This is a genomic window from Pseudomonas sp. (assembly GCF_048269965.1).
Classification (GTDB): Bacteria; Pseudomonadota; Gammaproteobacteria; order Pseudomonadales; family Pseudomonadaceae; genus Aquipseudomonas.
In genome coordinates this window covers 267,864-290,260 of record NZ_JBLWTV010000003.1, presented here as the reverse complement: position 1 = coordinate 290,260, position 22,397 = coordinate 267,864, and the positions used below count along the sequence as shown (strand labels likewise).

Here is a 22,397-nt window from a genome sequence, read left to right as displayed (position 1 = left end):
AATCCTGATGATGGTCAAAGAAAAAACCGGCCGCTGGGGCCGGTTCTTCGTGGCGCCTGGTGGCTTAGCGATATTCGCACAGGTAGGCGGTGTCTACGGCCACCTTGAGCTGGAACTTGCTGTTGGCCTCGACGGTGAACTTGCTGCCGGCTTCGAAGGTGTTCCAGCTTTCGCTGCCTGGCAGTTTGACGGTCAGTGCGCCGGCAACCACATGCATGACTTCCAGTTGGCTGGTGCCGAATTCGTATTCGCCCGGGGCCATTACGCCGATGGTGGCAGGGCCTTCAGCCATGGTGAAACCGATGGATTTGACGGTGCCGTCGAAGTATTCGTTGACCTTGAACATCTGCGATTCCTCGGAAGGGGTGGAAAAATTGCTGAGAGCCATGTTTCACGTCGTGTGGCGACGGCCCGAAGGGTGGCCGCCATGGATGGCAGGCCATAAAAGGGCCGCCAGTATGCCCAAGCGCCTTTTTTTCGTCATCAGTCTTTGAGAGGCAGTACCAGCGGCAGCAGGCGTGCGGTATTGCGTGCATCCTCGAGGGCGCGGTGCTGTTGCCCCTGAAACTGCATGCCGGCCAGCTGCAGCGCGCCGTGCAGGCCTACCGGACGCTGTAGCTTGCGCGCCTTGGCGAAAGCCTGCTTGAGATTGAGGTGTGGCACGTCAGCCAGCAGGCTATGCAATCGGTGCTGGCGCCACTCCTGTTCCAGTTGACGTCGATCGTAATCGCCCCAGCTGCTCCAGCCGACCAGGCGCGATGCATGTTGCATGAGCCAGCGTTCGAACTGAGCCCAGACCTGGGGCAATGGCGCTGCACTGTCGACATCGCTCTGGCTGATGTGGGTGAGTTCGCGACAGAAGTCGGTCAGGCATGGGCGGCGCTGTGGCTTGATGAAGCGCTGAAAGTGATCCCGCTCATGGCCGTCCACGCCAACCAGGCTGGCGCCGATCTCGATGATTTCCATTTCTTCCATCGCCCAGCCGCCCTCATCGGTGGTGGCCTCCAGGTCGATGACTAGCCAATGCCCCATGGGCGCTCCTTAGAACCTGTCTGCGATCTGTTGCGCTTCGGCCCCGCTGCATGGAAAAGGTTCCTGGCATCAGGGCCGAGGCTAGCTCAGGCCTCCCGTTCTGAACGGAACCGCAGGCAGTATGGAAGGCCTTTTCGAGCAGGGCAAACGACCTTGGCGCGAGAGTTGCGCCGCGACGATTGCTGAGGTCCTTCCCCGCGGGAGCAGGTGGCGCGTGGCGGCGGATGTGCTGCAAAAGCTTTGCTGATTGGCGGCATGCCCATTAGGCTCTGGCCCCTGTATCTGCTGGAGGTTGCTATGGCAAAGGTCGCGTTTCTCGGGTTGGGCGTCATGGGGTATCCGATGGCTGGGCATCTGGCTCGCAACGGTCATCAGGTAACGGTCTATAACCGCTCGCCTGGCAAGGCCGAGCAATGGCTGGGTGAATATGGCGGCAGCAGTGCGCCGACCCCGCGTGAGGCGGTGGCGGGCGCCGAACTGGTGATGTGCTGCGTCGGCAACGATAACGACCTGCGCAGCGTGATTCTGGGCGAACAGGGTGCGTTCGCCGGTATGGCTGCGGGCGCTATTCTGGTCGATCACACCACCGCCTCGGCCGATGTGGCACGTGAGCTGGCGGCCGTCGCGGCCGAGCGTGGCCTCGGTTTTCTCGATGCGCCGGTATCCGGCGGCCAGGCCGGTGCGGTCAATGGCGTGCTGACCGTGATGGTCGGTGGTGAGGCAGAGACCTATGCGGTGGCCGAGCCGGTCATCCAGAACTACGCGCGAATGATGCGTCTGATGGGCCCGGCGGGTAGTGGCCAACTGAGCAAGATGGTCAACCAGATCTGCATCGCCGGCCTGGTTCAGGGGCTGGCAGAGGCGCTGAACTTCGCCCAATGCGCGGGGCTCGATGGTCATGCAGTGGTCGATGTGATCAGCAAGGGCGCGGCGCAGTCCTGGCAGATGGAGAATCGCTACAAGACCATGCTGGCTGGCGAATTCGACTTCGGCTTCGCGGTCGACTGGATGCGCAAGGACCTGTCGATCCTGCTCGAGGAGTCGCGTCGCAACGGCGCGCAACTGCCGGTCACGGCGCTGGTCGATCAGTTCTACGCCGATGTTCAGGCCATGGGGGGCGGGCGCTGGGACACCTCCAGTCTGCTGGCTCGCTTGCAGCGTAACCGCTGATCGCAAAAGGCCTCGACGGATGGCGCGCGCCTCATTAGGATCGCCGCCGTTTGCTTCCAGTCGAGGTCGTTTCATGGAGTGTCGTGCCGGTTGCGGTGCCTGCTGCATCGCGCCTTCCATCAGTTCACCGATTCCGGGTATGCCTGAGGGCAAGCCCGCCGGTGTGCGCTGCATTCACCTCAATGCCGAGTTTCTCTGCGCCATCTTCGGTCGCCCGGAGAGGCCCGCAGTGTGCGCTGGGTTCAAGGCGGAAGAGCAGCTGTGCGCGGATGATCGCGAAAGCGCCATTCGTATGTTGGGTTGGCTGGAGCAGGCGACTGCCTGACGATGTGAACCGCTCGTGGCCCGTGCGGGTCGAAACGCAAACAGTCCCACCGGGAGTTGCTCGAAGATGATGCGTTATTCCGTTCTGGCCATGATGTTGTGTGCGACCGCTGTCCAGGCTGCCGAGAGGCAGTGGCAGCTGGAGCGCGAAGAAGACGGTGTGAGCGTTTACCTGGCCGACGTACCGGGGTCCAAGTACAAGGCCTATCGCGGTGTGGTGACGATCAACGCGAACCTGGCTGCGGTGCAGGCGGCGCAGGAGGATGTCACGGGGGCGTGCTCCTGGATCTTCAGCTGTCAGCAGCAGCGACTGCTCGAGACCGAGGGTGAGGTGAGCGAGCTGTACACCCGTTTCGACATGCCCTGGCCGGTGAAGGCGCGTGACTCGGTGATCCAGGTGACCACGCGCACTGATGCCGACGGCAGTGTCACACGCCTGCTCAAGGCGGTGCCGCAGCGATTGCCGGAGGAAAAGGGTTTCGTGCGGGTGCCGCGCGTCGAGGGTGAGTGGCATCTCAAGCCGCTGGATCAGGGCAGGGTGGAGGTGACCTACGAGGTGCATACCGAACCGGGTGGTAGCGTGCCCTCCTGGCTGGCCAACAGCTTCGTCGTCGATGCGCCGCTGCAGACGCTGCGGGGCTTGCGGGCGAAGGTGGAAGGGCGCTGAGCTCGGTGCGTCGGCAATAAAAAAAGGCTGCCAGATTGGCAGCCTTTTTTCGTCTCGCGGCGCTATCAGTCGCGGTTGCTCGGCAGATCGCGCTGCTCGTAACCGGTGTACAGCTGGCGCGGACGGCCAATCTTGTACGGACCCGAGAGCATTTCCTTCCAGTGCGAGATCCAGCCCACGGTGCGTGCCAGGGCGAAGATAACGGTGAACATCGAGGTCGGAATGCCGATGGCCTTGAGGATGATGCCCGAGTAGAAGTCCACGTTCGGGTACAGGTTGCGCTCTTTGAAGTAAGGATCGGTCAGGGCGATCTCTTCCAGGCGCATGGCCAGTTCCAGCTGCGGGTCATTGGTGATGCCCAGCTCGCCGAGGACTTCGTCGCAGGTCTGCTTCATCACGGTGGCGCGCGGGTCGCGGTTCTTGTAGACGCGGTGACCGAAGCCCATTAGCTTGAACGGGTCGTTCTTGTCCTTGGCCTTGGCGATGAACTTGTCGATGTTCGAAACGTCACCGATCTCGTCGAGCATGGCCAGCACGGCTTCGTTGGCGCCGCCGTGTGCCGGGCCCCACAGCGCGGCGATACCGGCTGCGATACAGGCGAACGGGTTGGCACCCGAGGAGCCCGCCAGGCGTACGGTAGAGGTGGAGGCGTTCTGCTCGTGGTCGGCGTGGAGGATGAAGATCTTGTCCATCGCCTTGGCCAGTACCGGGCTGATCGGTTTGATCTCGCACGGCGTGTTGAACATCATGTGCAGGAAGTTTTCCGCGTAATTCAGGTCATTGCGCGGGTACATCATGGGCTGACCCATGGAGTACTTGTAGGTCATGGCGGCGATGGTCGGCATCTTGGCCACCAGGCGCATGGCCGACACTTCGCGGTGCTGCGGGTTATTGATGTCCAGCGAGTCGTGATAGAAGGCGGACAGGGCACCAACCACGCCGCACATGATGGCCATCGGGTGGGCGTCGCGGCGGAAACCGTTGAAGAAGGTCTTCAGCTGCTCGTGAACCATGGTGTGGTTCTTGATGGTGCTGACGAACTTGGCCTTCTCTTCCTTGCTCGGCAGTTCGCCATTGAGCAGCAGGTAGCAGGTTTCCAGGTAGTCGGACTGCTCGGCAAGCTGCTCGATGGGGTAGCCGCGGTGCAGCAGAATCCCCTGGTCGCCGTCGATATAGGTGATCTTCGACTCGCAAGAGGCGGTCGACATGAAACCAGGATCAAAGGTGAACCGACCCGTGGCGGTCAGGCTCCGCACATCGATTACATCGGGACCAACAGTGCCGGTCAGAACGGGCAGTTCGACGGGGGCATTGCCCTCGATGATCAACTGCGCTTTTTTGTCAGCCATTTGTGGCCTCCTAGTTATGCTTGAAATCATCAGACAGCCCCCCACGCAGGGCCCGCACCACTATAGTGGGATAAATTCGAAAGTCAATTTGCGAGAACCCAGGCAGTAGAAGGGTTTGAACGGTATTTTCAACGAAAAAGGGGCGCTATTTACGCCATTTGTTTGCAGGCTGCAATGCGCTTTTTGGGGGAGGGCATTGCATTGTCATTAGTCTGCTAACTGTCTATACTCTGCGGCCGACCGCCACAGGCTTTAGGGCCGTGTCATGGCGGTTCTCACTCATTGGGTGATGGGTACCTGACCAGTGCACTTCCCAACAACTTTGCCCTGATAGTTAGGGGCTCTCAGTGTGATAAAAAAGCCGTGAATAGCCAACGACCTGTAAACCTAGACCTTCGGACTATCAAGCTTCCGATCACCGCTTACACGTCCATTCTTCACCGTATCTCCGGTGTCATCCTCTTTGTCGGTATCGCCATTCTGCTGTTTGGCCTCGACAAGTCGCTGACCTCCGAAGAGGGCTTCGCCCAGGTGAAAGAGTGCCTGACCAGCCCGCTGGCCAAGTTCGTGATCTGGGGTCTGTTGTCCGCTCTGCTGTACCACCTGGTGGCCGGTGTACGCCACCTGATCATGGACATGGGCATCGGTGAGACGCTGGAAGGCGGCAAACTGGGCTCGAAAATCGTCATCGCCGTTGCGGCGGTCGTGATCGTGCTGCTGGGGGTGTGGATATGGTAACCAATGTCACGAATTTCTCGCGTTCGGGCCTCTACGACTGGATGGCTCAGCGCGTTTCTGCGGTCGTTCTCGCGGCTTACACGCTGTTTCTGCTGGGCTATGTGATCTGTAATCCGGGTATGGGCTACGCCGAATGGCATGGTCTGTTCTCGCATACCGCAATGCGCATCTTCAGCCTGCTGGCCCTCGTTGCACTGAGCGTGCACGCCTGGGTTGGCATGTGGACCATTTCCACCGACTACCTGACGCCGATGGCGCTGGGCAAGTGGGCGACTGGTGTGCGTTTCCTGTTCCAGGCCGTGTGTGGCATCGCCATGTTTGCGATGTTCGTCTGGGGCGTGCAGATTCTGTGGGGTTTCTGATTCATGGCTAGCATCCGTACTCTTTCTTATGACGCCATCATCGTTGGTGGTGGCGGCGCCGGCATGCGTGCTGCGCTGCAACTGGCTCAGGGCGGTCACAAGACAGCCGTGGTCACCAAGGTGTTCCCGACTCGTTCGCACACCGTTTCCGCTCAGGGTGGCATCACCTGCGCCATCGCTTCGGCCGACCCGAACGATGATTGGCGCTGGCACATGTACGATACCGTCAAGGGTTCCGACTACATCGGTGACCAGGACGCGATCGAATACATGTGCTCCGTCGGCCCGGAAGCCGTGTTCGAACTCGAGCACATGGGTCTGCCGTTCTCCCGTACCGAGCAGGGCCGCATCTACCAGCGTCCGTTCGGTGGCCAGTCCAAGGGGCCGGACAATCCGACCCAGGCTGCCCGTACCTGTGCTGCTGCCGACCGTACCGGTCACGCGCTGCTGCACACCCTGTATCAGGCCAACCTGAAAGCTGGCACCTCGTTCCTCAACGAGTGGTACGCCGTTGACCTGGTGAAGAACCAGGACGGCGCCATCGTCGGCGTCATCGCCATCTGCATCGAGACTGGCGAAACCGTCTACATCCGCTCCAAGGCCGTGGTCCTGGCCACTGGCGGTGCGGGTCGTATCTACGCCTCCACCACCAATGCCCTGATCAACACCGGTGACGGCGTGGGCATGGCCCTGCGTGCCGGTGTGCCGGTGCAGGACATCGAAATGTGGCAGTTCCACCCGACCGGTATCGCCGGCGCTGGTGTGCTGGTCACCGAAGGTTGCCGTGGCGAGGGTGGTTACCTGATCAACGCCCATGGCGAGCGTTTCATGGAGCGTTATGCACCGAACGCCAAAGACCTGGCTGGTCGCGACGTGGTTGCGCGCTCGATGGTTAAGGAAGTCATCGCCGGCAACGGCTGTGGCCCGGACAAGGACCACGTGCTGCTCAAGCTCGATCACCTCGGCGAGGAAGTGCTGCACAGCCGCCTGCCGGGTATCTGCGAACTGTCCAAGACCTTCGCTCACGTCGACCCGGTCGTCGCTCCGGTTCCGGTCATCCCGACCTGCCACTACATGATGGGCGGCGTGCCGACCAACATTCATGGTCAGGCCATCACTCAGGATGCCAACGGCAACGACAAGATCATCGACGGTCTGTTCGCCGTAGGTGAAGTGGCGTGCGTATCGGTGCACGGCGCCAACCGTCTGGGCGGTAACTCGCTGCTCGACCTGGTGGTATTCGGTCGTGCGGCTGGCCTGCACCTGGAAAAAGCGCTGAAAGAAGGCGTGGAAGCTCGCGGTGCCAGCGAAACCGACATCGAGCAGTCGCTGTCGCGTCTGGCTGGCGTCAACGAGCGCAGCACCGGCGAAGATGTAGCGCCGCTGCGCAAAGAGCTGCAACAGTGCATGCAGAACTACTTCGGTGTATTCCGTACTGGCGAATACATGCAGAAGGGCATCCAACAACTGGCCGACCTGCGTGAGCGCATCGCGAAAGTCAAGATCGCGGACAAGAGCCAGGCGTTCAACACTGCGCGTATCGAGGCGCTGGAACTGCAAAACCTGCTCGAAGTCGCCGAAGCGACCGCTGTGGCTGCCGAGGCTCGTAAAGAGTCGCGCGGTGCGCACGCTCGTGAAGATTTCGAGGAGCGCGACGATCAGAACTGGCTGTGCCATTCGCTCTACTTCCCGGGCGAGAAGCGCGTAGCCAAGCGTGACGTGAACTTCGCGCCGAAGACCGTTCCGGCATTTGAACCCAAGGTTCGGACTTATTAAGGGTGACTGATATGTTGCAAGTCAGTGTTTATCGCTACAACCCGGAGAAGGACGCTGCTCCGTTCATGCAGGACTTCCAGGTCGACACCGGCGGCAAGGACATCATGGTCCTCGACGTGCTGGCGCTGATCAAGGAACAGGACGAAGGCTTCTCCTACCGTCGTTCCTGCCGTGAAGGCGTGTGTGGCTCCGACGGCATGAACATCAATGGCAAGAACGGCCTGGCCTGCATCACGCCGATCTCCGCTGCCGGCCTCAAGGGCGGCAAGCTGGTGATTCGTCCGTTGCCGGGTCTGCCGGTCATTCGTGACCTGGTCGTCGACATGAGCATCTTCTACAAGCAGTACGAGAAGGTGCAGCCGTTCCTGCAGAACGATACGCCGGCTCCGGCCATCGAGCGTCTGCAATCGCCGGAAGAGCGCGAGAAGCTCGACGGGCTGTACGAGTGCATCCTGTGCGCGTGCTGCTCGACCAGCTGCCCGTCGTTCTGGTGGAACCCCGACAAGTTCCTCGGTCCCGCTGCACTGCTGCAGGCCTATCGCTTCCTGGCCGACAGCCGTGACACCAAGACCGCTGAGCGTCTGGCTTCGCTGGACGATCCGTTCAGTGTGTTCCGTTGCCGCGGCATCATGAACTGCGTGAACGTCTGCCCCAAGGGTCTGAACCCGACCAAGGCGATCGGCCACGTGCGTAACATGCTGCTGCAGAGCGGTACCTGATTCGCAAGTTGCTATACCTGTAACACCTGCGAGTCCGGCTCAGGTCGGCCTCGCAGTAAAGCCAGAGCCGCAGCCCACAAAGCCGCGGCTCATACTCGAAAAACATGACGACCAGCAGGGGCATCCGGGCTGGTACCCGGACTATCTGCGGGAACCCAAGTGGCTTTATCCGAGTCGCAGCATCATGACTTTGATCAGGACCATGCGGTATTCACGCCGGTGGTGTCCCCTTACCGAGGGTGACCAAGCATGCAAGAAAGCGTGATGCAGCGCATGTGGGACAGTGCCCACCTATCCGGTGGCAACGCTGCCTACGTGGAAGAGCTCTACGAGCTCTACCTGCACGATCCCAACGCTGTGCCAGAAGAGTGGCGCACTTACTTCCAGAAGTTGCCGACCGACGGCAGCGCTGCAACGGACGTATCGCATTCGACCATTCGCGATCATTTCGTCCTGCTCGCCAAGAATTCGCGTCGTGCCCAGCCGGTTTCCGCCGGGGCCGTCAGCAGCGAGCACGAAAAGAAGCAGGTGGAAGTGCTGCGCTTGATCCAGGCCTACCGCATGCGTGGCCATCAGGCCGCCCAGCTCGACCCTCTGGGTCTGTGGGTGCGCACTGCGCCGTCTGACCTGTCGATCAATCACTATGGCCTGACCGACGCGGATCTGGACACCACATTCCGCACTGGTGAGCTGTACATCGGCAAGGAAGAGGCAACGCTACGCGAAATCCGCGATGCGCTGCAGCAGACATATTGTCGCACCATCGGTGCCGAGTTCACCCACATCGTCGACTCCGGACAGCGCAACTGGTTTGCCCAGCGCCTGGAAAGCGTGCGCGGTCGTCCGCAGTTTTCCGCCGAAGTTCAGGCGCATGTGCTCGAGCGCGTCACTGCTGCCGAAGGTCTGGAAAAGTACCTGGGTACCAAATACCCGGGCACCAAGCGTTTCGGCCTGGAAGGTGGCGAAAGCCTGATTCCGTTGCTGGACGAGATCATTCAGCGTTCCGGCTCCTACGGCACCAAGGAAATCGTCATCGGCATGGCCCACCGCGGCCGCCTCAACGTTCTGGTCAACACCTTCGGCAAGAATCCGCGCGACTTGTTCGACGAGTTCGAAGGCAAGAAGACCGAAGGTCTGTCGTCCGGTGACGTGAAGTACCACCAGGGTTTCTCCTCCAACGTCATGACTGCCGGTGGCGAAGTGCACCTGGCGCTGGCGTTCAACCCTTCGCACCTGGAAATCGTTTCCCCGGTGGTCGAGGGGTCGGTGCGTGCTCGTCAGGATCGTCGCAGCGATGCCAGCGGCGAGAAAGTGCTGCCGATCTCCATCCACGGTGATGCTGCCTTCGCCGGTCAGGGTGTGGTCATGGAAACCTTCCAGATGTCGCAGACCCGCGGCTACAAGACTGGCGGCACCATCCACATCGTGATCAACAACCAGGTCGGCTTCACCATCAGCAACCCGCTGGATGCGCGCTCCACCGAGTACGCGACCGACGTGGCGAAGATGATTCAGGCGCCAATCTTCCATGTGAATGGTGATGATCCGGAAGCCGTGCTGTTCGTGACTCAACTGGCTGTCGACTACCGCATGCAGTACAAGCGTGACGTGGTCATCGACCTGGTCTGCTACCGCCGTCGGGGTCACAACGAGGCCGACGAGCCGAACGGCACCCAGCCGCTGATGTACCAGCAGATCGCCAAGCAGCGCACCACCCGTGAGCTGTACGCCGATGCTCTGATTGCAGCCGGCGCGCAGAGCAGCGACGACGTGCAGGCCAAGATCGACGAGTACCGCACCGCGCTGGACAATGGTCAGCACGTGGTCAAGAGCCTGGTCAAGGAGCCGAACAAGGAACTGTTCGTCGATTGGCGTCCGTACCTGGGCCATGCCTGGACTGCGCGTCACGACACCCGCTTCGATCTGAAGACCCTGCAGGATCTCTCGGCCAAGCTGCTGGAAATCCCTGAAGGCTTCCTGGTTCAGCGCCAGGTGGCGAAGATCCTCGAAGACCGTCAGAAGATGGGCGCAGGCGGCTTGCCGATCAACTGGGGCTTCGCCGAGACCATGGCTTATGCCACGCTGCTGGTCGAAGGTCACCCGATCCGCATGACTGGTCAGGACATCGGCCGTGGCACCTTCTCGCACCGTCACGCGGTGCTGCACAACCAGAAGGACGCCTCGACCCACGTTCCGCTGAAGAACCTGTACGACGGTCAGCCGAAGTTCGAGCTGTACGACTCCTACCTCTCCGAGGAAGCGGTGCTGGCCTTCGAGTACGGCTATGCCACCACCACGCCGAACGCGCTGGTGATCTGGGAAGCTCAGTTCGGCGACTTCGCCAACGGCGCCCAGGTGGTATTCGACCAGTTCATCTCCAGTGGCGAAACCAAGTGGGGCCGTCTCTGCGGCCTGACCGTTCTGCTGCCGCATGGCTATGAAGGGCAGGGGCCTGAGCACAGCTCGGCGCGTCTGGAGCGTTACCTGCAGCTGTGCGCCGAGCACAACATGCAGGTCTGCGTACCGACCACCCCGGCACAGGTCTACCACATGCTGCGTCGCCAGGTGATCCGTCCGCTGCGCAAGCCGCTGGTGGTGCTGACGCCCAAATCGCTGCTGCGTCACAAGCTGGCCATCTCGACCCTGGAAGATCTGGCCGAAGGCTCCTTCCAGACCGTGATTGGCGAGATCGATTCGCTGGACCCGAAAAAGGTCGAGCGTATGGTCCTGTGCAGCGGCAAGGTCTACTACGACCTGCTGGAGAAGCGCCGTGCCGAGGGTCGTGAAGACATCGCCATCGTTCGTATCGAGCAGCTCTATCCGTTCCCGGAAGACGATCTGGCTGAAGTGCTGGCGCCATACAAGAACCTCAAGCACATCGTCTGGTGTCAGGAAGAGCCGATGAACCAGGGGGCCTGGTATTGCAGCCAGCACCACATGCGTCGCGTCGCTACTGCACACAAGAAGTCGCTGTTCCTGGAGTACGCCGGTCGTGATGCGTCGGCAGCGCCCGCTTGTGGTTATGCGTCGATGCACGCCGAGCAGCAGGAAAAACTGCTGCAGGACGCCTTTACTGTTTAACGCCTTCATCCGGCAGGTGGCGAGTGCCACCTGCCGGTAAACCGAATTTAAGGAAACGCATACAATGGCTATCGAGATCAAAGCCCCAACCTTCCCGGAATCGGTTGCCGACGGCACCGTGGCCACCTGGCACAAGAAGCCGGGCGAAGCGGTCAAGCGTGATGAGCTGATCGTCGACATCGAAACCGACAAGGTCGTGATCGAAGTACTGGCCGAGGCCGACGGCGTTCTGGCTGAAATCATCAAGAACGAAGGCGACACCGTTCTTTCCAACGAGCTGCTGGGCAAGTTGACCGAAGGTGGCGCTGCCGCCGCTGCTCCGGCTGCCGCACCGGCCGCTGCCGCCGCTCCGGCCCAGGCTGCTGCTCCGGCTGCCGCCGCTGGCGACGACGCCATCCTCTCGCCGGCCGCGCGCAAGCTGGCTGAAGAGAACGGCATCGACCCCAACAGCATCGCCGGCACCGGCAAAGGTGGCCGAGTGACCAAGGAAGACGTGGTCGCTGCCGTCGAAGCCAAGAAGAACGCCCCGGCTGCTGCCAAGCCTGCCGCTGCTCCGGCCGCTGCCGCTGTCGTCGCCACTGGCGACCGCACCGAGAAGCGTGTGCCGATGACCCGCCTGCGCGCCAAGATCGCCGAACGTCTGGTCGAGGCTCAGTCCTCCATGGCCATGCTGACCACCTTCAACGAAGTCGACATGACTGAAGTCATGGCCCTGCGTTCGAAGTACAAGGACCTGTTCGAGAAGTCCCACAATGGCGTGCGCCTGGGCTTCATGTCGTTCTTCGTCAAGGCCGCCACCGAAGCCTTGAAGCGCTTCCCGGCAGTCAACGCCTCGATCGACGGCAACGACATCGTTTACCACGGCTATGCCGACATCGGTGTTGCCGTGTCCAGCGACCGCGGTCTGGTCGTTCCGGTACTGCGTAATGCCGAGCAGATGAGCCTGGCTGAAATCGAGAGCGGCATCGCCACCTTCGGCAAGAAAGCCAAAGACGGCAAGCTGTCGATCGAAGAAATGACCGGCGGCACCTTCACCATCACCAACGGTGGTACCTTCGGTTCGATGATGTCGACGCCGATCGTCAACCCGCCGCAGGCAGCCATCCTGGGTATGCACAACATCATCCAGCGTCCGATGGCGATCAATGGTCAGGTGGTGATCCGTCCGATGATGTACCTGGCGCTGTCTTACGACCACCGCCTGATCGATGGTAAGGAAGCCGTGACCTTCCTGGTGACCATCAAGAACTTGCTTGAAGACCCGGCTCGCCTGCTGCTGGAAATCTAAAAGCCAGTCTCCTCCACGGCGGCCCTGTTATCAGGGCCGTCCGGTTTATTCGAGAAGGAATACGTTATGACCCAGAAATTCGACGTGGTAGTCATCGGTGCCGGCCCTGGTGGCTATGTAGCCGCCATCAAAGCAGCGCAACTCGGCCTGAAGACTGCCTGCATCGAGAAGTACCAGGGCAGCGACGGCAAGGTCGCGCTCGGCGGCACCTGCCTGAACGTCGGTTGCATTCCTTCCAAGGCGCTGCTGGACAGCTCCTGGAAGTACCACGAAGCGAAAGACGGCTTCGCCGTTCACGGTATCGAGGCCAAGGGCGTGACCATCGACGTCCCGGCCATGGTGGCGCGCAAGAACACCATCATCAAGAACCTCACCGGCGGTGTTGCCGGCCTGTTCAAGGCCAATGGCGTGACCCTGCTCGAAGGCCACGGCAAGCTGCTGGCCGGCAAGCAGGTCGAAGTCACCGGCACCGACGGCAAGACCCAGGTGGTCGAAGCGGCTCACGTGATCATCGCCTCCGGCTCCAAGCCGGTCGAGATCCCGCCGGCCCCGGTCGATCAGGACGTCATCGTCGACTCCACCGGTGCCCTGGAATTTTCGAGCGTACCGAAGAAGCTGGGCGTCATCGGCGCTGGCGTGATCGGTCTGGAGCTGGGCTCGGTATGGGCTCGCCTGGGTGCCGAAGTCACCGTCCTGGAAGCCATGGACAAGTTCCTCGCTGCTGCCGACGAGCAGATTGCCAAGGAAGCCCAGAAGACCCTCACCAAGCAGGGCCTGGACATCCGCCTGGGCGCTCGCGTAACCGGTTCGGAAGTTAAGAAGAAGCAGGTCATCGTCAGCTTCACTGACGCCAATGGCGAGCAGAAGATGACCTTCGACAAGCTGATCGTGGCTGTGGGTCGTCGCCCGGTGACCACCGATCTGCTGGCTTCCGACAGCGGTGTTGACCTGGACGAGCGCGGCTTCATCTTCGTCAACGACCAGTGCGAAACCAGCGTTCCGGGCGTATACGCCATCGGTGACGTGGTGCGTGGCGCCATGCTCGCGCACAAGGCCTCGGAAGAGGGCGTGATGGTGGCCGAGCGTATCGCGGGTCACAAGGCGCAGATGAACTATGACCTGATCCCGTCCGTGATCTACACCCACCCGGAAATTGCATGGGTCGGCAAGACCGAGCAGCAGCTGAAGGCCGAAGGTATTGCCGTCAACGTCGGCACCTTCCCGTTCGCTGCCAGCGGTCGCGCCATGGCGGCCAACGACACCGGCGGCTTCGTCAAGGTCATCGCTGACGCCAACACAGACCGCGTACTGGGCGTTCACGTGATCGGCCCAAGCGCTGCCGAGCTGGTACAGCAAGGCGCGATCGGCATGGAATTCGGCACCAGTGCCGAAGACCTGGGCATGATGGTCTTCTCCCACCCGACCCTGTCCGAGGCGCTGCACGAAGCGGCTCTGGCGGTCAACGGTGGCGCGATTCACATCGCCAACCGCAAGAAGCGTTAAGCGAAGCGGCCGGCAGTGTCCGGTCACTGCAGTAGTTGTTGCAAGCCGCCGTGGCAGGCGGGGCGTCGTGTAATCGCCTCATCGCTACGGTGGTGTTTGCAAGCAGAACCACGTCGGGTGGCCCGCGTCGAGTTCGACTCGCAGCGACAAAGCCCGGCGGACTGCTTCGGCAGTCACAGGTGGCGCGGTATCACAAGTACAGCGCCGAATGCGCAATACCTAAACGAAGACGGTAGACAAGCATGAATCTTCACGAGTATCAGGGTAAGCAGCTGTTCGCTGAATACGGCCTGCCCGTATCCAAGGGCTTCGCGGTAGACACCCCGGAAGAAGCCGCAGAAGCCTGCGAAAAAATCGGCGGCAGCGAGTGGGTCGTCAAGGCTCAGGTCCACGCTGGTGGCCGCGGTAAAGCCGGTGGCGTAAAGCTGGTCAAGAGCAAAGAAGACGCCAAGGCCTTCGCCGCCAACTGGCTGGGCAAGCGTCTGGTGACTTACCAGACTGACGCCAATGGTCAGCCGGTCAGCAAAATCCTGGTCGAATCCTGCACCGACATCGCCAAGGAACTGTACCTGGGCGCTGTAGTGGACCGCTCCAGCCGTCGCATCGTGTTCATGGCTTCCACCGAAGGTGGCGTGGACATCGAGAAAGTGGCCCACGATACCCCTGAGAAAATCCTCAAGGCCACCGTTGATCCGCTGGTTGGCGCTCAGCCGTTCCAGGGTCGCGAGCTGGCTTTCCAGCTGGGTCTGGAAGGCAAGCAAGTCGCTCAGTTCGCCAAGATCTTCGTAGGTCTGGCCAAGCTGTTCAAGGATCACGATCTGGCGCTGCTGGAAGTCAACCCGCTGGTCATCAAGGCCGACGGCGACCTGCACTGCCTGGACGCGAAGATCAACATCGACGCTAACGCCATGTACCGTCAGCCGAAGCTGAAGACCTTCCACGACCCGTCGCAAGACGATCCTCGTGAAGCCCACGCTGCCAGCTTCGAGCTGAACTACGTGGCCCTGGAAGGCAACATCGGCTGCATGGTCAACGGTGCCGGCCTGGCCATGGGTACCATGGACATCGTCAACCTGCACGGCGGCAAGCCAGCCAACTTCCTCGACGTAGGTGGCGGCGCAACCAAAGAGCGCGTGACCGAAGCCTTCAAGATCATCCTGTCCGACAGCAACGTCGCTGCCGTTCTGGTGAACATCTTCGGCGGCATCGTTCGTTGCGACATGATTGCCGAAGGCATCATCGGCGCCGTGAAAGAAGTCGGCGTGAAAATCCCGGTGGTCGTCCGCCTGGAAGGTAACAACGCTGAGCTGGGCGCCAAGGTCCTGGCTGAAAGCGGCCTGAACATCATCGCGGCAACCAGCCTGACCGACGCTGCTCAGCAAGTCGTCAAAGCTGCGGAGGGCAAGTAATGAGCGTCCTGATCAATAAAGACACCAAAGTCATCTGCCAGGGCTTCACCGGCTCGCAGGGTACTTTCCACTCCGAACAAGCCATCGCCTACGGCACCAAGATGGTTGGCGGCGTGACTCCGGGCAAAGGTGGCACTACCCACCTGGGCCTGCCAGTGTTCAACACTGTCAAAGAAGCTGTCGAAGCCACCGGCGCTGACGCTTCGGTCATCTACGTTCCGGCTCCGTTCTGCAAGGACTCGATCCTGGAAGCGGCATTCGGCGGCATCAAGCTGATCGTCTGCATCACCGAAGGCATTCCTACCCTGGACATGCTGGATGCCAAGGTCATCTGCGACGAGCTGGGCATTACCCTGATCGGCCCGAACTGCCCGGGCGTGATCACTCCCGGCGAGTGCAAGATCGGCATCATGCCGGGTCACATCCACCTGCCAGGCAAGGTAGGCATCGTGTCGCGTTCCGGCACCCTGACCTATGAAGCCGTCAAGCAGACCACCGACGCCGGTTTCGGCCAGTCCACCTGCGTGGGCATCGGCGGTGATCCCATCCCGGGCTCCAACTTCATCGATATCCTGAAGCTGTTCCAGGAAGACCCGAAGACCGAAGCGATCGTCATGATCGGTGAGATCGGCGGTTCGGCTGAAGAAGAAGCGGCTGCCTACATCAAGGCCAACGTCACCAAGCCTGTAGTTTCCTACATCGCTGGTGTGACCGCTCCTCCCGGCAAGCGCATGGGCCATGCTGGCGCCATCATCTCCGGCGGCAAGGGCACTGCAGACGAGAAATTCGCTGCACTGCAAGACGCTGGCGTGAAAACCGTGCGTTCCCTGGCTGATATCGGCAAGGCCCTGGCCGAGCTGACCGGTTGGGAAGTCAAGAAGGCCTAAGCCTTCGCTGACTGCTCAAAAAAAGGCCACCCTCGGGTGGCCTTTTTTGTTTTTGAACGCGTGCGTATCTGGCGATACGTATCCTCTGACGCCTTATCCCACAAGCGGGGCAGGGGGCTTCAGGCCGGGCATTGGATGCGCATATGCGCCGCGAGCCTCAATCGAACTGGTACTGCACGCCCGCGCCAACATACCAGGCGCGCTCGGGGCCAGGTTCGTAGTAGCGGCCGTTGCCGTCACCGACGATCACCGAGCCGATGTATTCGCGGTCAAACAAATTGTCGATACGCAGCACCTGGTTGAAGGTCAGCGCGCCGACCTTCTGCTCGAAACGTGCTTGCCCGTTGAACACTGCATGGCTGGGCGCGGCCTTGGCGGTATTGCTGTCCTCGACGTAGAGCTTGCTGCGATACAGGCCTTCGACGGCGGTGCTGAAGCCCTCGACCGGTTGCCAGGTCAGCTCGCCATGCAGCGTGCGCGCGGGAATGCCGGGCAGGTGGTTGCCCGAATCGATCAGGCGGCCGTTGCTGGTGAAATCCTTGCTGTAAGCGGCGTCGATCTCGGTGTAGGCGAGGTTGGCACGCAAGGTGTCGCTCAAGCGGCTTTGCAGTGCCAGCTCGACGCCCCGGCGGCGGGTCTGTGCGGCGTTCTGAAAACGTGAGCGGCCACCGCTGGCCGACTCCACCACCAGTTCGTCGTCGGTGTCGATCTGGAACAACGCCAGCTGCAGGCTGGTTGCTTGTGCGAGACGGGCCTTGAGGCCGAGTTCGATCTGTTCGCTGGTGGCCGGTTTCAGCTCGAAGCCGAAGCTGTTGTCGGGGCCGGAATAGGACAGCTCGTTGAGCGTCGGCGTCTCCAGCCCCTTGCCCCAGCTGGCATAGACATTCAGAGCCGGCAGCAGGGCATAACTGGCGCCAAGAGTGGGCGTCAGCTTGCGGTAGGTGACCGAGCCGCTGTCGTCGCCATTGCTCAGGAAGCGGTCATCCACGTCGAACTCCACCTGGCTGTGGCGCAGACCCGCCTGCAGGTCGAGCTTGCCCAGTTGCCAGGCGGCCTGGACGTAGGGCGACAGGCTGGTGACCTCGTTGCGCTCGTCGCGGCGCAGATCGCCCTTCACACCGAGGGTGTCGCCGACGAAGTTCTCGTAGCCCTGACGGTCATCGCGCGAATAGTCGTAGTCCAGGCCGGTGGTGACGGTCAACAGACTGCTGCCGAGATTGAACGACTGGATCCAGCGATTGCCGATGCCGTGGAAGCGCCGCTCGAAGTCGATCACGCCGCCTGACTGAGATGCCGGTGCCTGCACAAAGACCGGAATCGACTGGTACTGAATCACCCGCCGCGTGCCGCTGTACAGCGTGCTTTGCCAGGTGCCGGCGGTGAAGCTGCGTTCATAGTTGAGCGCCAGCTGACGATGATCCACCGTTTTGCGTGTATTGAACGCCAGAGCGCTGGGCGCGGCAGACCGTCGATCAGCCTGTACCTGATCCCAGGTCAGACCCTGCGGGTCTTGCGTGTCGTTCTGATCCAGCTCGCTGAAGCTCAGGCTGAGCTTGCTGAGGTCATCCGGGTACAGGGTCAGCTTGGCGAAGGTCTTGTCGAGGATGGCGCCGCTGTGGTCGCGGTAACCGTCGGTCTCGAAATGCGAGCGGTTGATGATGAAACCGGCTTTGTCGTTGCCGCCTTCGGCCGAGACACGGGTACGGCTGGTGCCGTAAGCGGCCTGGGATGTGTCGAGCGCCACCTTGGGGGCGCCTTCGCCATCGCGCGAGAACAGCTGGATGACCCCACCGGAGTTGCTGCCGTAGACGCTGGCGAACGGCCCGCGCAGCACTTCGATACGCTCCAGGGTGTCGAGGTCGAAGGTCGCCGCCTGGCCCTGGCCGTCCGGGTTGGACAGCGGCACACCATCGGCCAGCAGCTTGATGCCGCGAATGCCGAAGGCCGAGCGGGCGCCGAAGCCGCGTGAGGATATCTGCAGGTCCTGCGCGTAATTCTGCCGGTTCTGCACCACCAGCCCCGGCACGCTGCCGAGCGCCTCGGAGAGGTTGACGCCGGGTTTGCCTCGGGTGGCCTGTTCGGCATCGATGCGGTTGACCGAGAAGGGCAGTTGCCAGCCGCTGGCTTGATAGCGGCTGCCGGTGACCACCAGCGGGGTGGCCTGGTAGCTTGCGTTTTCGGCCTGTGCAGCCAGTGGCAGGAACAATGCGGGCAGCCAGAAGCTGGGGCTCAGCCGGTACATAAGCGAAATGTCTCCCGTGGGGCAGGTAGGCGATCTTGAACGTGTCAGCCAGCAGCGGGCCAGAGCTGGGTGACTGTCATTCGCGGAAAATGCTCTACGAAATGTTGCCGGAAGAGGGTTGTCGAACGATTTGGATAGCGCTAACATTCGGATCAAACAATGAGCGGCCCACCTCGATGGTGCCCATGGAGTTCCCATGCAACAGCAGCCTTGCGCATTGCCTGCCCGTACCACCCTGGTGGTCATGGGTGTCAGTGGCTCCGGCAAGAGCGAGATCAGCCAGGCGGTCGCCACCGCACTCGGTTGGCGCCATATCGAAGCCGATCATTTCCATCCTCCCGAGAACGTAGCGCGCATGCGCGCGGGCATCCCGTTGAGCGACGAAGACCGTCGCCACTGGCTGGACGCGCTGTGCGAGCAGATGCTGGCCGCGCAGGCCGCAGGTGAATGCTTCGTGCTGGCCTGCTCGGCGCTCAAGCGTGCTTACCGCGAGCGTCTGCGTCAGGCGGTTCCGGGGTTGCAGTTCGTGCATCTGGATATCGATCACGCCACCGCGGTGCAACGTGTCGGTGCTCGGCCTGGACATTTCATGCCGACTTCGCTGGTCGACAGCCAGTTCGCCACCCTCGAAAGCCCGGCAGGTGAGCCGTACGTACGAGTCGTCGATGCGCAGCAGTCGCGGCAAGCGTTGGTAACCGACATTCAGGCTTGGGTTCGTCGCGAAGCCACGGAGGCTGTGTCGAGCCAGGCTCAGGATATGCTCGATAGCGAAATTGATAGCGCTAACCAGGCTGCCCAGCTAGGCGCCGAGCCGATCTACGAAGGTCGCATCGCGCGCATGTTCGATCGCCTGACCGATGGCCTGATGGCGCTGCTGATGGCCTTCATGGTGGTGGCGGTGTTTACCAACGTGGTGCTGCGCTACGCCTTCGGCACCGGCTGGCCGGGCGCCGAGGAGCTTTCGCGGTTGGCGTTCGTCTGGCTGGTCTTCGTCGGTGTGGCCTCTGGTATGCGCCGCGGCGAGCTGATGACCTTCCGCATGATTCGCGACCGCTTCCCGCTGCTGGCGCAGCGACTGGTGGATTCGCTGAGCTGGATTCTCGTGGCAGGAGCGAGCCTGCTCTCGGCCTTGGGCGCCTGGAATCAGGTGCAGTTCGGCTGGGGCAACGTCAGTACCGTGGTTGGTTATCCGGTGGTGCTGGCGATGCTGCCGGTGCTGGCGAGCATGCTGGTGCTGGCGATTCTGGCGGTGGTGCAACTGGTCAACCTCTGGCGACGTACGCCGCAGGCGACACTGACCCAGGCGCACGTCGAATGATGCTCGCCCAATTCCAACAAAACGGGCACTGCCCAGCGAGGACCTGCCGATGACTGTCGCGGTATTTCTTTCTTCCCTGCTGGGGTTCATGGCATTCGGCATGCCCATCGCCTTCGCCCTGATCCTCACTGCGGCTGTACTGATGTGGTACCTGGATTTCTGGGACGTGCAGTTGCTGGCGCAGAACCTGCTCGCCGGCGCTGACAGCTTCCCGTTGCTGGCGGTGCCGTTCTTCATCCTGGCCGGCGAGCTGATGAACGCCGGCGGCATTTCCCGGCGCATCATTGCCATGGCGCAGGCCTACTTTGGCCATCTGCGCGGAGGCCTCGGCTACGTTGCCATTGCGGCCGCCGTGCTGCTGGCCAGCATGTCCGGCTCGGCATTGGCCGACACCGCTGCACTGGCTACCTTGCTGTTGCCGATGATGCGCCAGCGCGGTTATCCGGTGCATTCCTCGGCGGGCCTGGTGGCTGCCGGCGGCATCATCGCGCCGATCATTCCGCCGTCGATGCCGTTCGTGATTTACGGCGTGGTCACCAACACGTCTATCAGCCAGCTGTTCATGGCGGGTCTGGTGCCGGGGCTGATCATGGGCGCCGGCCTGATCGTCGCCTGGACGCTGATCGCCCGTGGCTTCACCGAACCGACGCCGCCCAAGGCCAGTGCTGCCGAGCGTCGCCGGGTGCTGATCGACGGTGCGGCGGCGCTGATGTTGCCGGTGATCATCGTTGGTGGTCTGCGCTTCGGCATCTTCACCCCCACCGAAGCGGCGGTGGTCGCTGCGGTCTACGCCCTGGCCGTTTCCACCTTGCTCTACCGCGAACTGAGCTGGAGCGATCTGATGGAAACCCTGACCCGCGCCAGCCGCATCACGGCGTCGGTGATGTTCCTCTGCGCCGCTGCCACGGTATCGGCCTACATGATCACCCTGGCGCAGTTGCCGGACGAGATTGGTGCCATGCTCGGGCCGCTGGCCAATCACCCTCGGCTGCTGGTGCTGGCGATCATGCTGCTGATGATCGCAGTAGGCATGGTGCTCGACCTGACGCCGACCATCCTGATTCTGGCGCCAGTACTGGCGCCCATCGCGATCAAGGCCGGCGTCGATCCGGTGTACTTCGGCGTGATGTTCGTGCTGATCGGCTCCATCGGCCTGATCACGCCGCCAGTCGGCACCGTGCTCAACGTCGTCGGCGGTATCGGCAAGTTGCGCATGGAGGTGCTGGTGCGCGGCGTCATGCCGTTCTTCCTGATTTACCTGATCATCGTCGCGATGCTGGTGGCGTTCCCGTCCATCGTCACCGTGCCGCTGGCCTGGCTGCGCTGAGTTGGCCTGACGGCGTTGGCGCGCCGACATCATTCACAACAATAAAAGGTAGACCCGATGAAACGTCCACTGCTCGCCATCCTCACCGCTGCCATGCTGTGCAGCCCGCTCGCCAGTGTCACCGCCCATGCCGATGACGTGCGCTCACGTATGATCCGCTTCGGTTACGGTCTCAACGAGAACAGCAACCAGGGCCGTGCGGCCAAGCTGTTCGCCGAGGAGGTCGCCAAGGCCTCCGACGGCAAGCTCAAGGTGCGCACCTTCGGTGCCGCCAGCCTGGGCTCGGACGATCAGATGCAGAGCGCGCTGATTGGCGGCGCGCAGGAAATGATGGTCGGCTCCACCGCGACCCTGGTGGGCATCACCAAGGAAATGGCCGTGTGGGACACGCCCTTCCTGTTCAGCAGTGCCGAGCAGGCCGATGTCGTGCTCGACGGCCCGGTTGGCCGCCAGGTGATGGACAAGCTGGAGGAGAAAGGTCTGGTCGGCCTGGTGTACTGGGAGAACGGCTTCCGCAACCTGACCAACAACACGCGGCCGATCAGCAAGCTGGAGGACTTCTCCGGCGTCAAACTGCGGGTCATGCCCAACCCGGTATTCCTCGAGACCTTCAAGCTGATGGGCGCCAATGCCGTGCCGCTGCCGTTCTCCGAGCTGTTCACCGCGCTGGAGACCAAGGCCGTCGACGGCCAGGAAAACCCCTTCAACACCATTCTTTCCTCGAAGTTCTACGAGGTGCAGAAGTACCTGACCGTGACCAACCACGTGTACAGCCCGTGGATCGTCACCGTATCCAAGCGCTGGTGGGATGGTCTGTCGCAGACCGAGCAGAACATCCTGCTGGAAGCGGCGAAGAAGGCGCGTGACTTCGAGCGCCAGGACACCCGCGAGGAAGCTGCGCGTGCCCTGGCCGAGCTGAAAGACAAGGGCATGCAGATCAACGAAGTGCAGCCGGCCGAAGTGCTGCGCATGCGTGAGCAGGCTGCGCCGGCGATCCAGAAGGTCGTCGACACGGTCGGTCAGCAACTGTTCGATCAGGTGCAGACTGAAGCCGAGAAGGCCGCCCTATAAGGGCTTGCCCAGGATCGGCTCGGCCAGTGCGCCGCTGATCCTGGGCAGGTTCGCAGTTTCGCGGGGCACGCAGGTGGTAACGCTCCTTGCATGGTGGCGTTACCCCGGGCGGCGTGTCCCGCGCTTTATTCCCC

Annotated in this window: 19 protein-coding genes; 15 read left to right on the top strand and 4 right to left on the bottom strand. The window is 61.9% G+C overall.

Annotated features, from left to right (window positions below; translation table 11 throughout):
* Nucleotides 1–64: 64 nt before the first annotated feature.
* Together ACN0X6_RS05565 and ACN0X6_RS05560 are read right to left on the bottom strand one after the other, a co-directional pair.
* Nucleotides 65–346: a pyrimidine/purine nucleoside phosphorylase gene (locus ACN0X6_RS05565; protein ID WP_160017947.1), complete on the bottom strand. Its 282-nt coding sequence runs from the start codon at nt 344–346 to the stop codon at nt 65–67.
* Between the two features lie 137 nt (nt 347–483).
* Complete coding sequence (locus ACN0X6_RS05560; protein ID WP_417702653.1) at nt 484–1,032, bottom strand: exonuclease domain-containing protein; 549 nt, start codon at nt 1,030–1,032, stop codon at nt 484–486.
* Nucleotides 1,033–1,329: 297 nt separating this feature from the next.
* Here ACN0X6_RS05560 and ACN0X6_RS05555 point away from each other — a divergent pair, with 297 nt between their 5' ends.
* The 3 genes from ACN0X6_RS05555 (at nt 1,330) to ACN0X6_RS05545 (ending at nt 3,193) form a co-directional block, all read left to right on the top strand.
* Nucleotides 1,330–2,202: an NAD(P)-dependent oxidoreductase gene (locus ACN0X6_RS05555; protein WP_417702652.1), complete on the top strand. Its 873-nt coding sequence runs from the start codon at nt 1,330–1,332 to the stop codon at nt 2,200–2,202.
* A 73-nt stretch (nt 2,203–2,275) separates the two neighbouring features.
* On the top strand, nt 2,276–2,527 hold the full coding sequence (locus ACN0X6_RS05550; protein ID WP_072423863.1) for a YkgJ family cysteine cluster protein: 252 nt from the start codon (nt 2,276–2,278) through the stop codon (nt 2,525–2,527).
* 66 nt (nt 2,528–2,593) lie between these two features.
* Nucleotides 2,594–3,193 (top strand): START domain-containing protein, encoded by a 600-nt coding sequence (locus tag ACN0X6_RS05545; RefSeq protein WP_417702651.1) that lies wholly within the window; start codon nt 2,594–2,596, stop codon nt 3,191–3,193.
* A gap of 65 nt (nt 3,194–3,258) precedes the next feature.
* Here the strand turns inward: ACN0X6_RS05545 and gltA are convergent, their stop codons facing one another.
* On the bottom strand, nt 3,259–4,542 hold the full coding sequence (gene gltA, locus ACN0X6_RS05540) for a citrate synthase (protein WP_074678169.1): 1,284 nt from the start codon (nt 4,540–4,542) through the stop codon (nt 3,259–3,261).
* 363 nt (nt 4,543–4,905) lie between these two features.
* Between gltA and sdhC the strand changes: the two genes are divergently transcribed.
* The 9 genes from sdhC to sucD all read left to right on the top strand — a co-directional run bounded on the left by sdhC (nt 4,906) and on the right by sucD (nt 16,305).
* Nucleotides 4,906–5,280, top strand: coding sequence for a succinate dehydrogenase, cytochrome b556 subunit (gene sdhC, locus ACN0X6_RS05535; protein WP_037000859.1), 375 nt, complete (start codon nt 4,906–4,908; stop codon nt 5,278–5,280).
* Nucleotides 5,274–5,642, top strand: coding sequence for a succinate dehydrogenase, hydrophobic membrane anchor protein (gene sdhD / locus ACN0X6_RS05530; protein ID WP_024308045.1), 369 nt, complete (start codon nt 5,274–5,276; stop codon nt 5,640–5,642). The genes sdhC and sdhD overlap by 7 nt, the downstream gene beginning before the upstream one ends.
* Before the next feature lie 3 nt (nt 5,643–5,645).
* Nucleotides 5,646–7,418 carry a succinate dehydrogenase flavoprotein subunit gene (sdhA, locus tag ACN0X6_RS05525; RefSeq protein WP_417702650.1) on the top strand — a complete coding sequence of 591 codons (1,773 nt, stop codon included), beginning with the start codon at nt 5,646–5,648 and terminating at the stop codon, nt 7,416–7,418.
* A gap of 11 nt (nt 7,419–7,429) precedes the next feature.
* Nucleotides 7,430–8,137, top strand: a complete 708-nt coding sequence (locus tag ACN0X6_RS05520) for a succinate dehydrogenase iron-sulfur subunit (protein WP_013715382.1) — start codon at nt 7,430–7,432, stop codon at nt 8,135–8,137.
* Between the two features lie 249 nt (nt 8,138–8,386).
* Entirely contained in the window at nt 8,387–11,218 is a 2,832-nt protein-coding gene (locus ACN0X6_RS05515; protein WP_417702649.1) for a 2-oxoglutarate dehydrogenase E1 component, read from the top strand.
* Between the two features lie 64 nt (nt 11,219–11,282).
* Complete coding sequence (gene odhB / locus ACN0X6_RS05510) at nt 11,283–12,506, top strand: 2-oxoglutarate dehydrogenase complex dihydrolipoyllysine-residue succinyltransferase (RefSeq protein ID WP_417702648.1); 1,224 nt, start codon at nt 11,283–11,285, stop codon at nt 12,504–12,506.
* Between the two features lie 66 nt (nt 12,507–12,572).
* Nucleotides 12,573–14,009 (top strand): dihydrolipoyl dehydrogenase, encoded by a 1,437-nt coding sequence (lpdA, locus tag ACN0X6_RS05505; protein ID WP_417702647.1) that lies wholly within the window; start codon nt 12,573–12,575, stop codon nt 14,007–14,009.
* 242 nt (nt 14,010–14,251) lie between these two features.
* Nucleotides 14,252–15,418 carry an ADP-forming succinate--CoA ligase subunit beta gene (sucC, locus tag ACN0X6_RS05500; protein WP_074678179.1) on the top strand — a complete coding sequence of 389 codons (1,167 nt, stop codon included), beginning with the start codon at nt 14,252–14,254 and terminating at the stop codon, nt 15,416–15,418.
* Nucleotides 15,418–16,305 (top strand): succinate--CoA ligase subunit alpha, encoded by an 888-nt coding sequence (gene sucD, locus ACN0X6_RS05495; RefSeq protein WP_059392427.1) that lies wholly within the window; start codon nt 15,418–15,420, stop codon nt 16,303–16,305. Before sucC ends, sucD begins: the two co-directional genes overlap by 1 nt.
* A gap of 157 nt (nt 16,306–16,462) precedes the next feature.
* On the opposite strand, the gene ACN0X6_RS05490 is transcribed toward sucD, so the two are convergent.
* Nucleotides 16,463–18,547, bottom strand: a complete 2,085-nt coding sequence (locus ACN0X6_RS05490; protein ID WP_417702646.1) for a TonB-dependent receptor family protein — start codon at nt 18,545–18,547, stop codon at nt 16,463–16,465.
* A gap of 196 nt (nt 18,548–18,743) precedes the next feature.
* Here ACN0X6_RS05490 and ACN0X6_RS05485 point away from each other — a divergent pair, with 196 nt between their 5' ends.
* Genes ACN0X6_RS05485 through ACN0X6_RS05475 form a run of 3 tightly spaced genes read left to right on the top strand, consistent with a single transcriptional unit; the run spans nt 18,744 to nt 22,263 of the window.
* On the top strand, nt 18,744–19,865 hold the full coding sequence (locus tag ACN0X6_RS05485) for a gluconokinase, GntK/IdnK-type (protein WP_417702645.1): 1,122 nt from the start codon (nt 18,744–18,746) through the stop codon (nt 19,863–19,865).
* Between the two features lie 49 nt (nt 19,866–19,914).
* Nucleotides 19,915–21,192, top strand: coding sequence for a TRAP transporter large permease (locus tag ACN0X6_RS05480; protein WP_417702644.1), 1,278 nt, complete (start codon nt 19,915–19,917; stop codon nt 21,190–21,192).
* Between the two features lie 57 nt (nt 21,193–21,249).
* Nucleotides 21,250–22,263, top strand: a complete 1,014-nt coding sequence (locus ACN0X6_RS05475; protein WP_417702643.1) for a TRAP transporter substrate-binding protein — start codon at nt 21,250–21,252, stop codon at nt 22,261–22,263.
* Nucleotides 22,264–22,397: the final 134 nt, after the last annotated feature.

Bases quoted from the DNA above. Each gene is read 5' to 3' on its own strand.
- ACN0X6_RS05555 (WP_417702652.1), top strand. From the start codon at position 1,330: ATGGCAAAGGTCGCGTTTCTCGGGTTGGGCGTCATGGGGTATCCGATG.
- ACN0X6_RS05520 (WP_013715382.1), top strand. From the start codon at position 7,430: ATGTTGCAAGTCAGTGTTTATCGCTACAACCCGGAGAAGGACGCTGCT.
- sdhA (WP_417702650.1), top strand. From the start codon at position 5,646: ATGGCTAGCATCCGTACTCTTTCTTATGACGCCATCATCGTTGGTGGT.
- gltA (WP_074678169.1), bottom strand. From the start codon at position 4,542: ATGGCTGACAAAAAAGCGCAGTTGATCATCGAGGGCAATGCCCCCGTC.
- sdhD (WP_024308045.1), top strand. From the start codon at position 5,274: ATGGTAACCAATGTCACGAATTTCTCGCGTTCGGGCCTCTACGACTGG.
- ACN0X6_RS05565 (WP_160017947.1), bottom strand. From the start codon at position 346: ATGTTCAAGGTCAACGAATACTTCGACGGCACCGTCAAATCCATCGGT.
- ACN0X6_RS05480 (WP_417702644.1), top strand. From the start codon at position 19,915: ATGACTGTCGCGGTATTTCTTTCTTCCCTGCTGGGGTTCATGGCATTC.
- ACN0X6_RS05545 (WP_417702651.1), top strand. From the start codon at position 2,594: ATGATGCGTTATTCCGTTCTGGCCATGATGTTGTGTGCGACCGCTGTC.
- odhB (WP_417702648.1), top strand. From the start codon at position 11,283: ATGGCTATCGAGATCAAAGCCCCAACCTTCCCGGAATCGGTTGCCGAC.
- ACN0X6_RS05485 (WP_417702645.1), top strand. From the start codon at position 18,744: ATGCAACAGCAGCCTTGCGCATTGCCTGCCCGTACCACCCTGGTGGTC.
- ACN0X6_RS05490 (WP_417702646.1), bottom strand. From the start codon at position 18,547: ATGTACCGGCTGAGCCCCAGCTTCTGGCTGCCCGCATTGTTCCTGCCA.
- sucD (WP_059392427.1), top strand. From the start codon at position 15,418: ATGAGCGTCCTGATCAATAAAGACACCAAAGTCATCTGCCAGGGCTTC.
- lpdA (WP_417702647.1), top strand. From the start codon at position 12,573: ATGACCCAGAAATTCGACGTGGTAGTCATCGGTGCCGGCCCTGGTGGC.
- ACN0X6_RS05550 (WP_072423863.1), top strand. From the start codon at position 2,276: ATGGAGTGTCGTGCCGGTTGCGGTGCCTGCTGCATCGCGCCTTCCATC.
- ACN0X6_RS05515 (WP_417702649.1), top strand. From the start codon at position 8,387: ATGCAAGAAAGCGTGATGCAGCGCATGTGGGACAGTGCCCACCTATCC.
- ACN0X6_RS05560 (WP_417702653.1), bottom strand. From the start codon at position 1,032: ATGGGGCATTGGCTAGTCATCGACCTGGAGGCCACCACCGATGAGGGC.
- sucC (WP_074678179.1), top strand. From the start codon at position 14,252: ATGAATCTTCACGAGTATCAGGGTAAGCAGCTGTTCGCTGAATACGGC.
- ACN0X6_RS05475 (WP_417702643.1), top strand. From the start codon at position 21,250: ATGAAACGTCCACTGCTCGCCATCCTCACCGCTGCCATGCTGTGCAGC.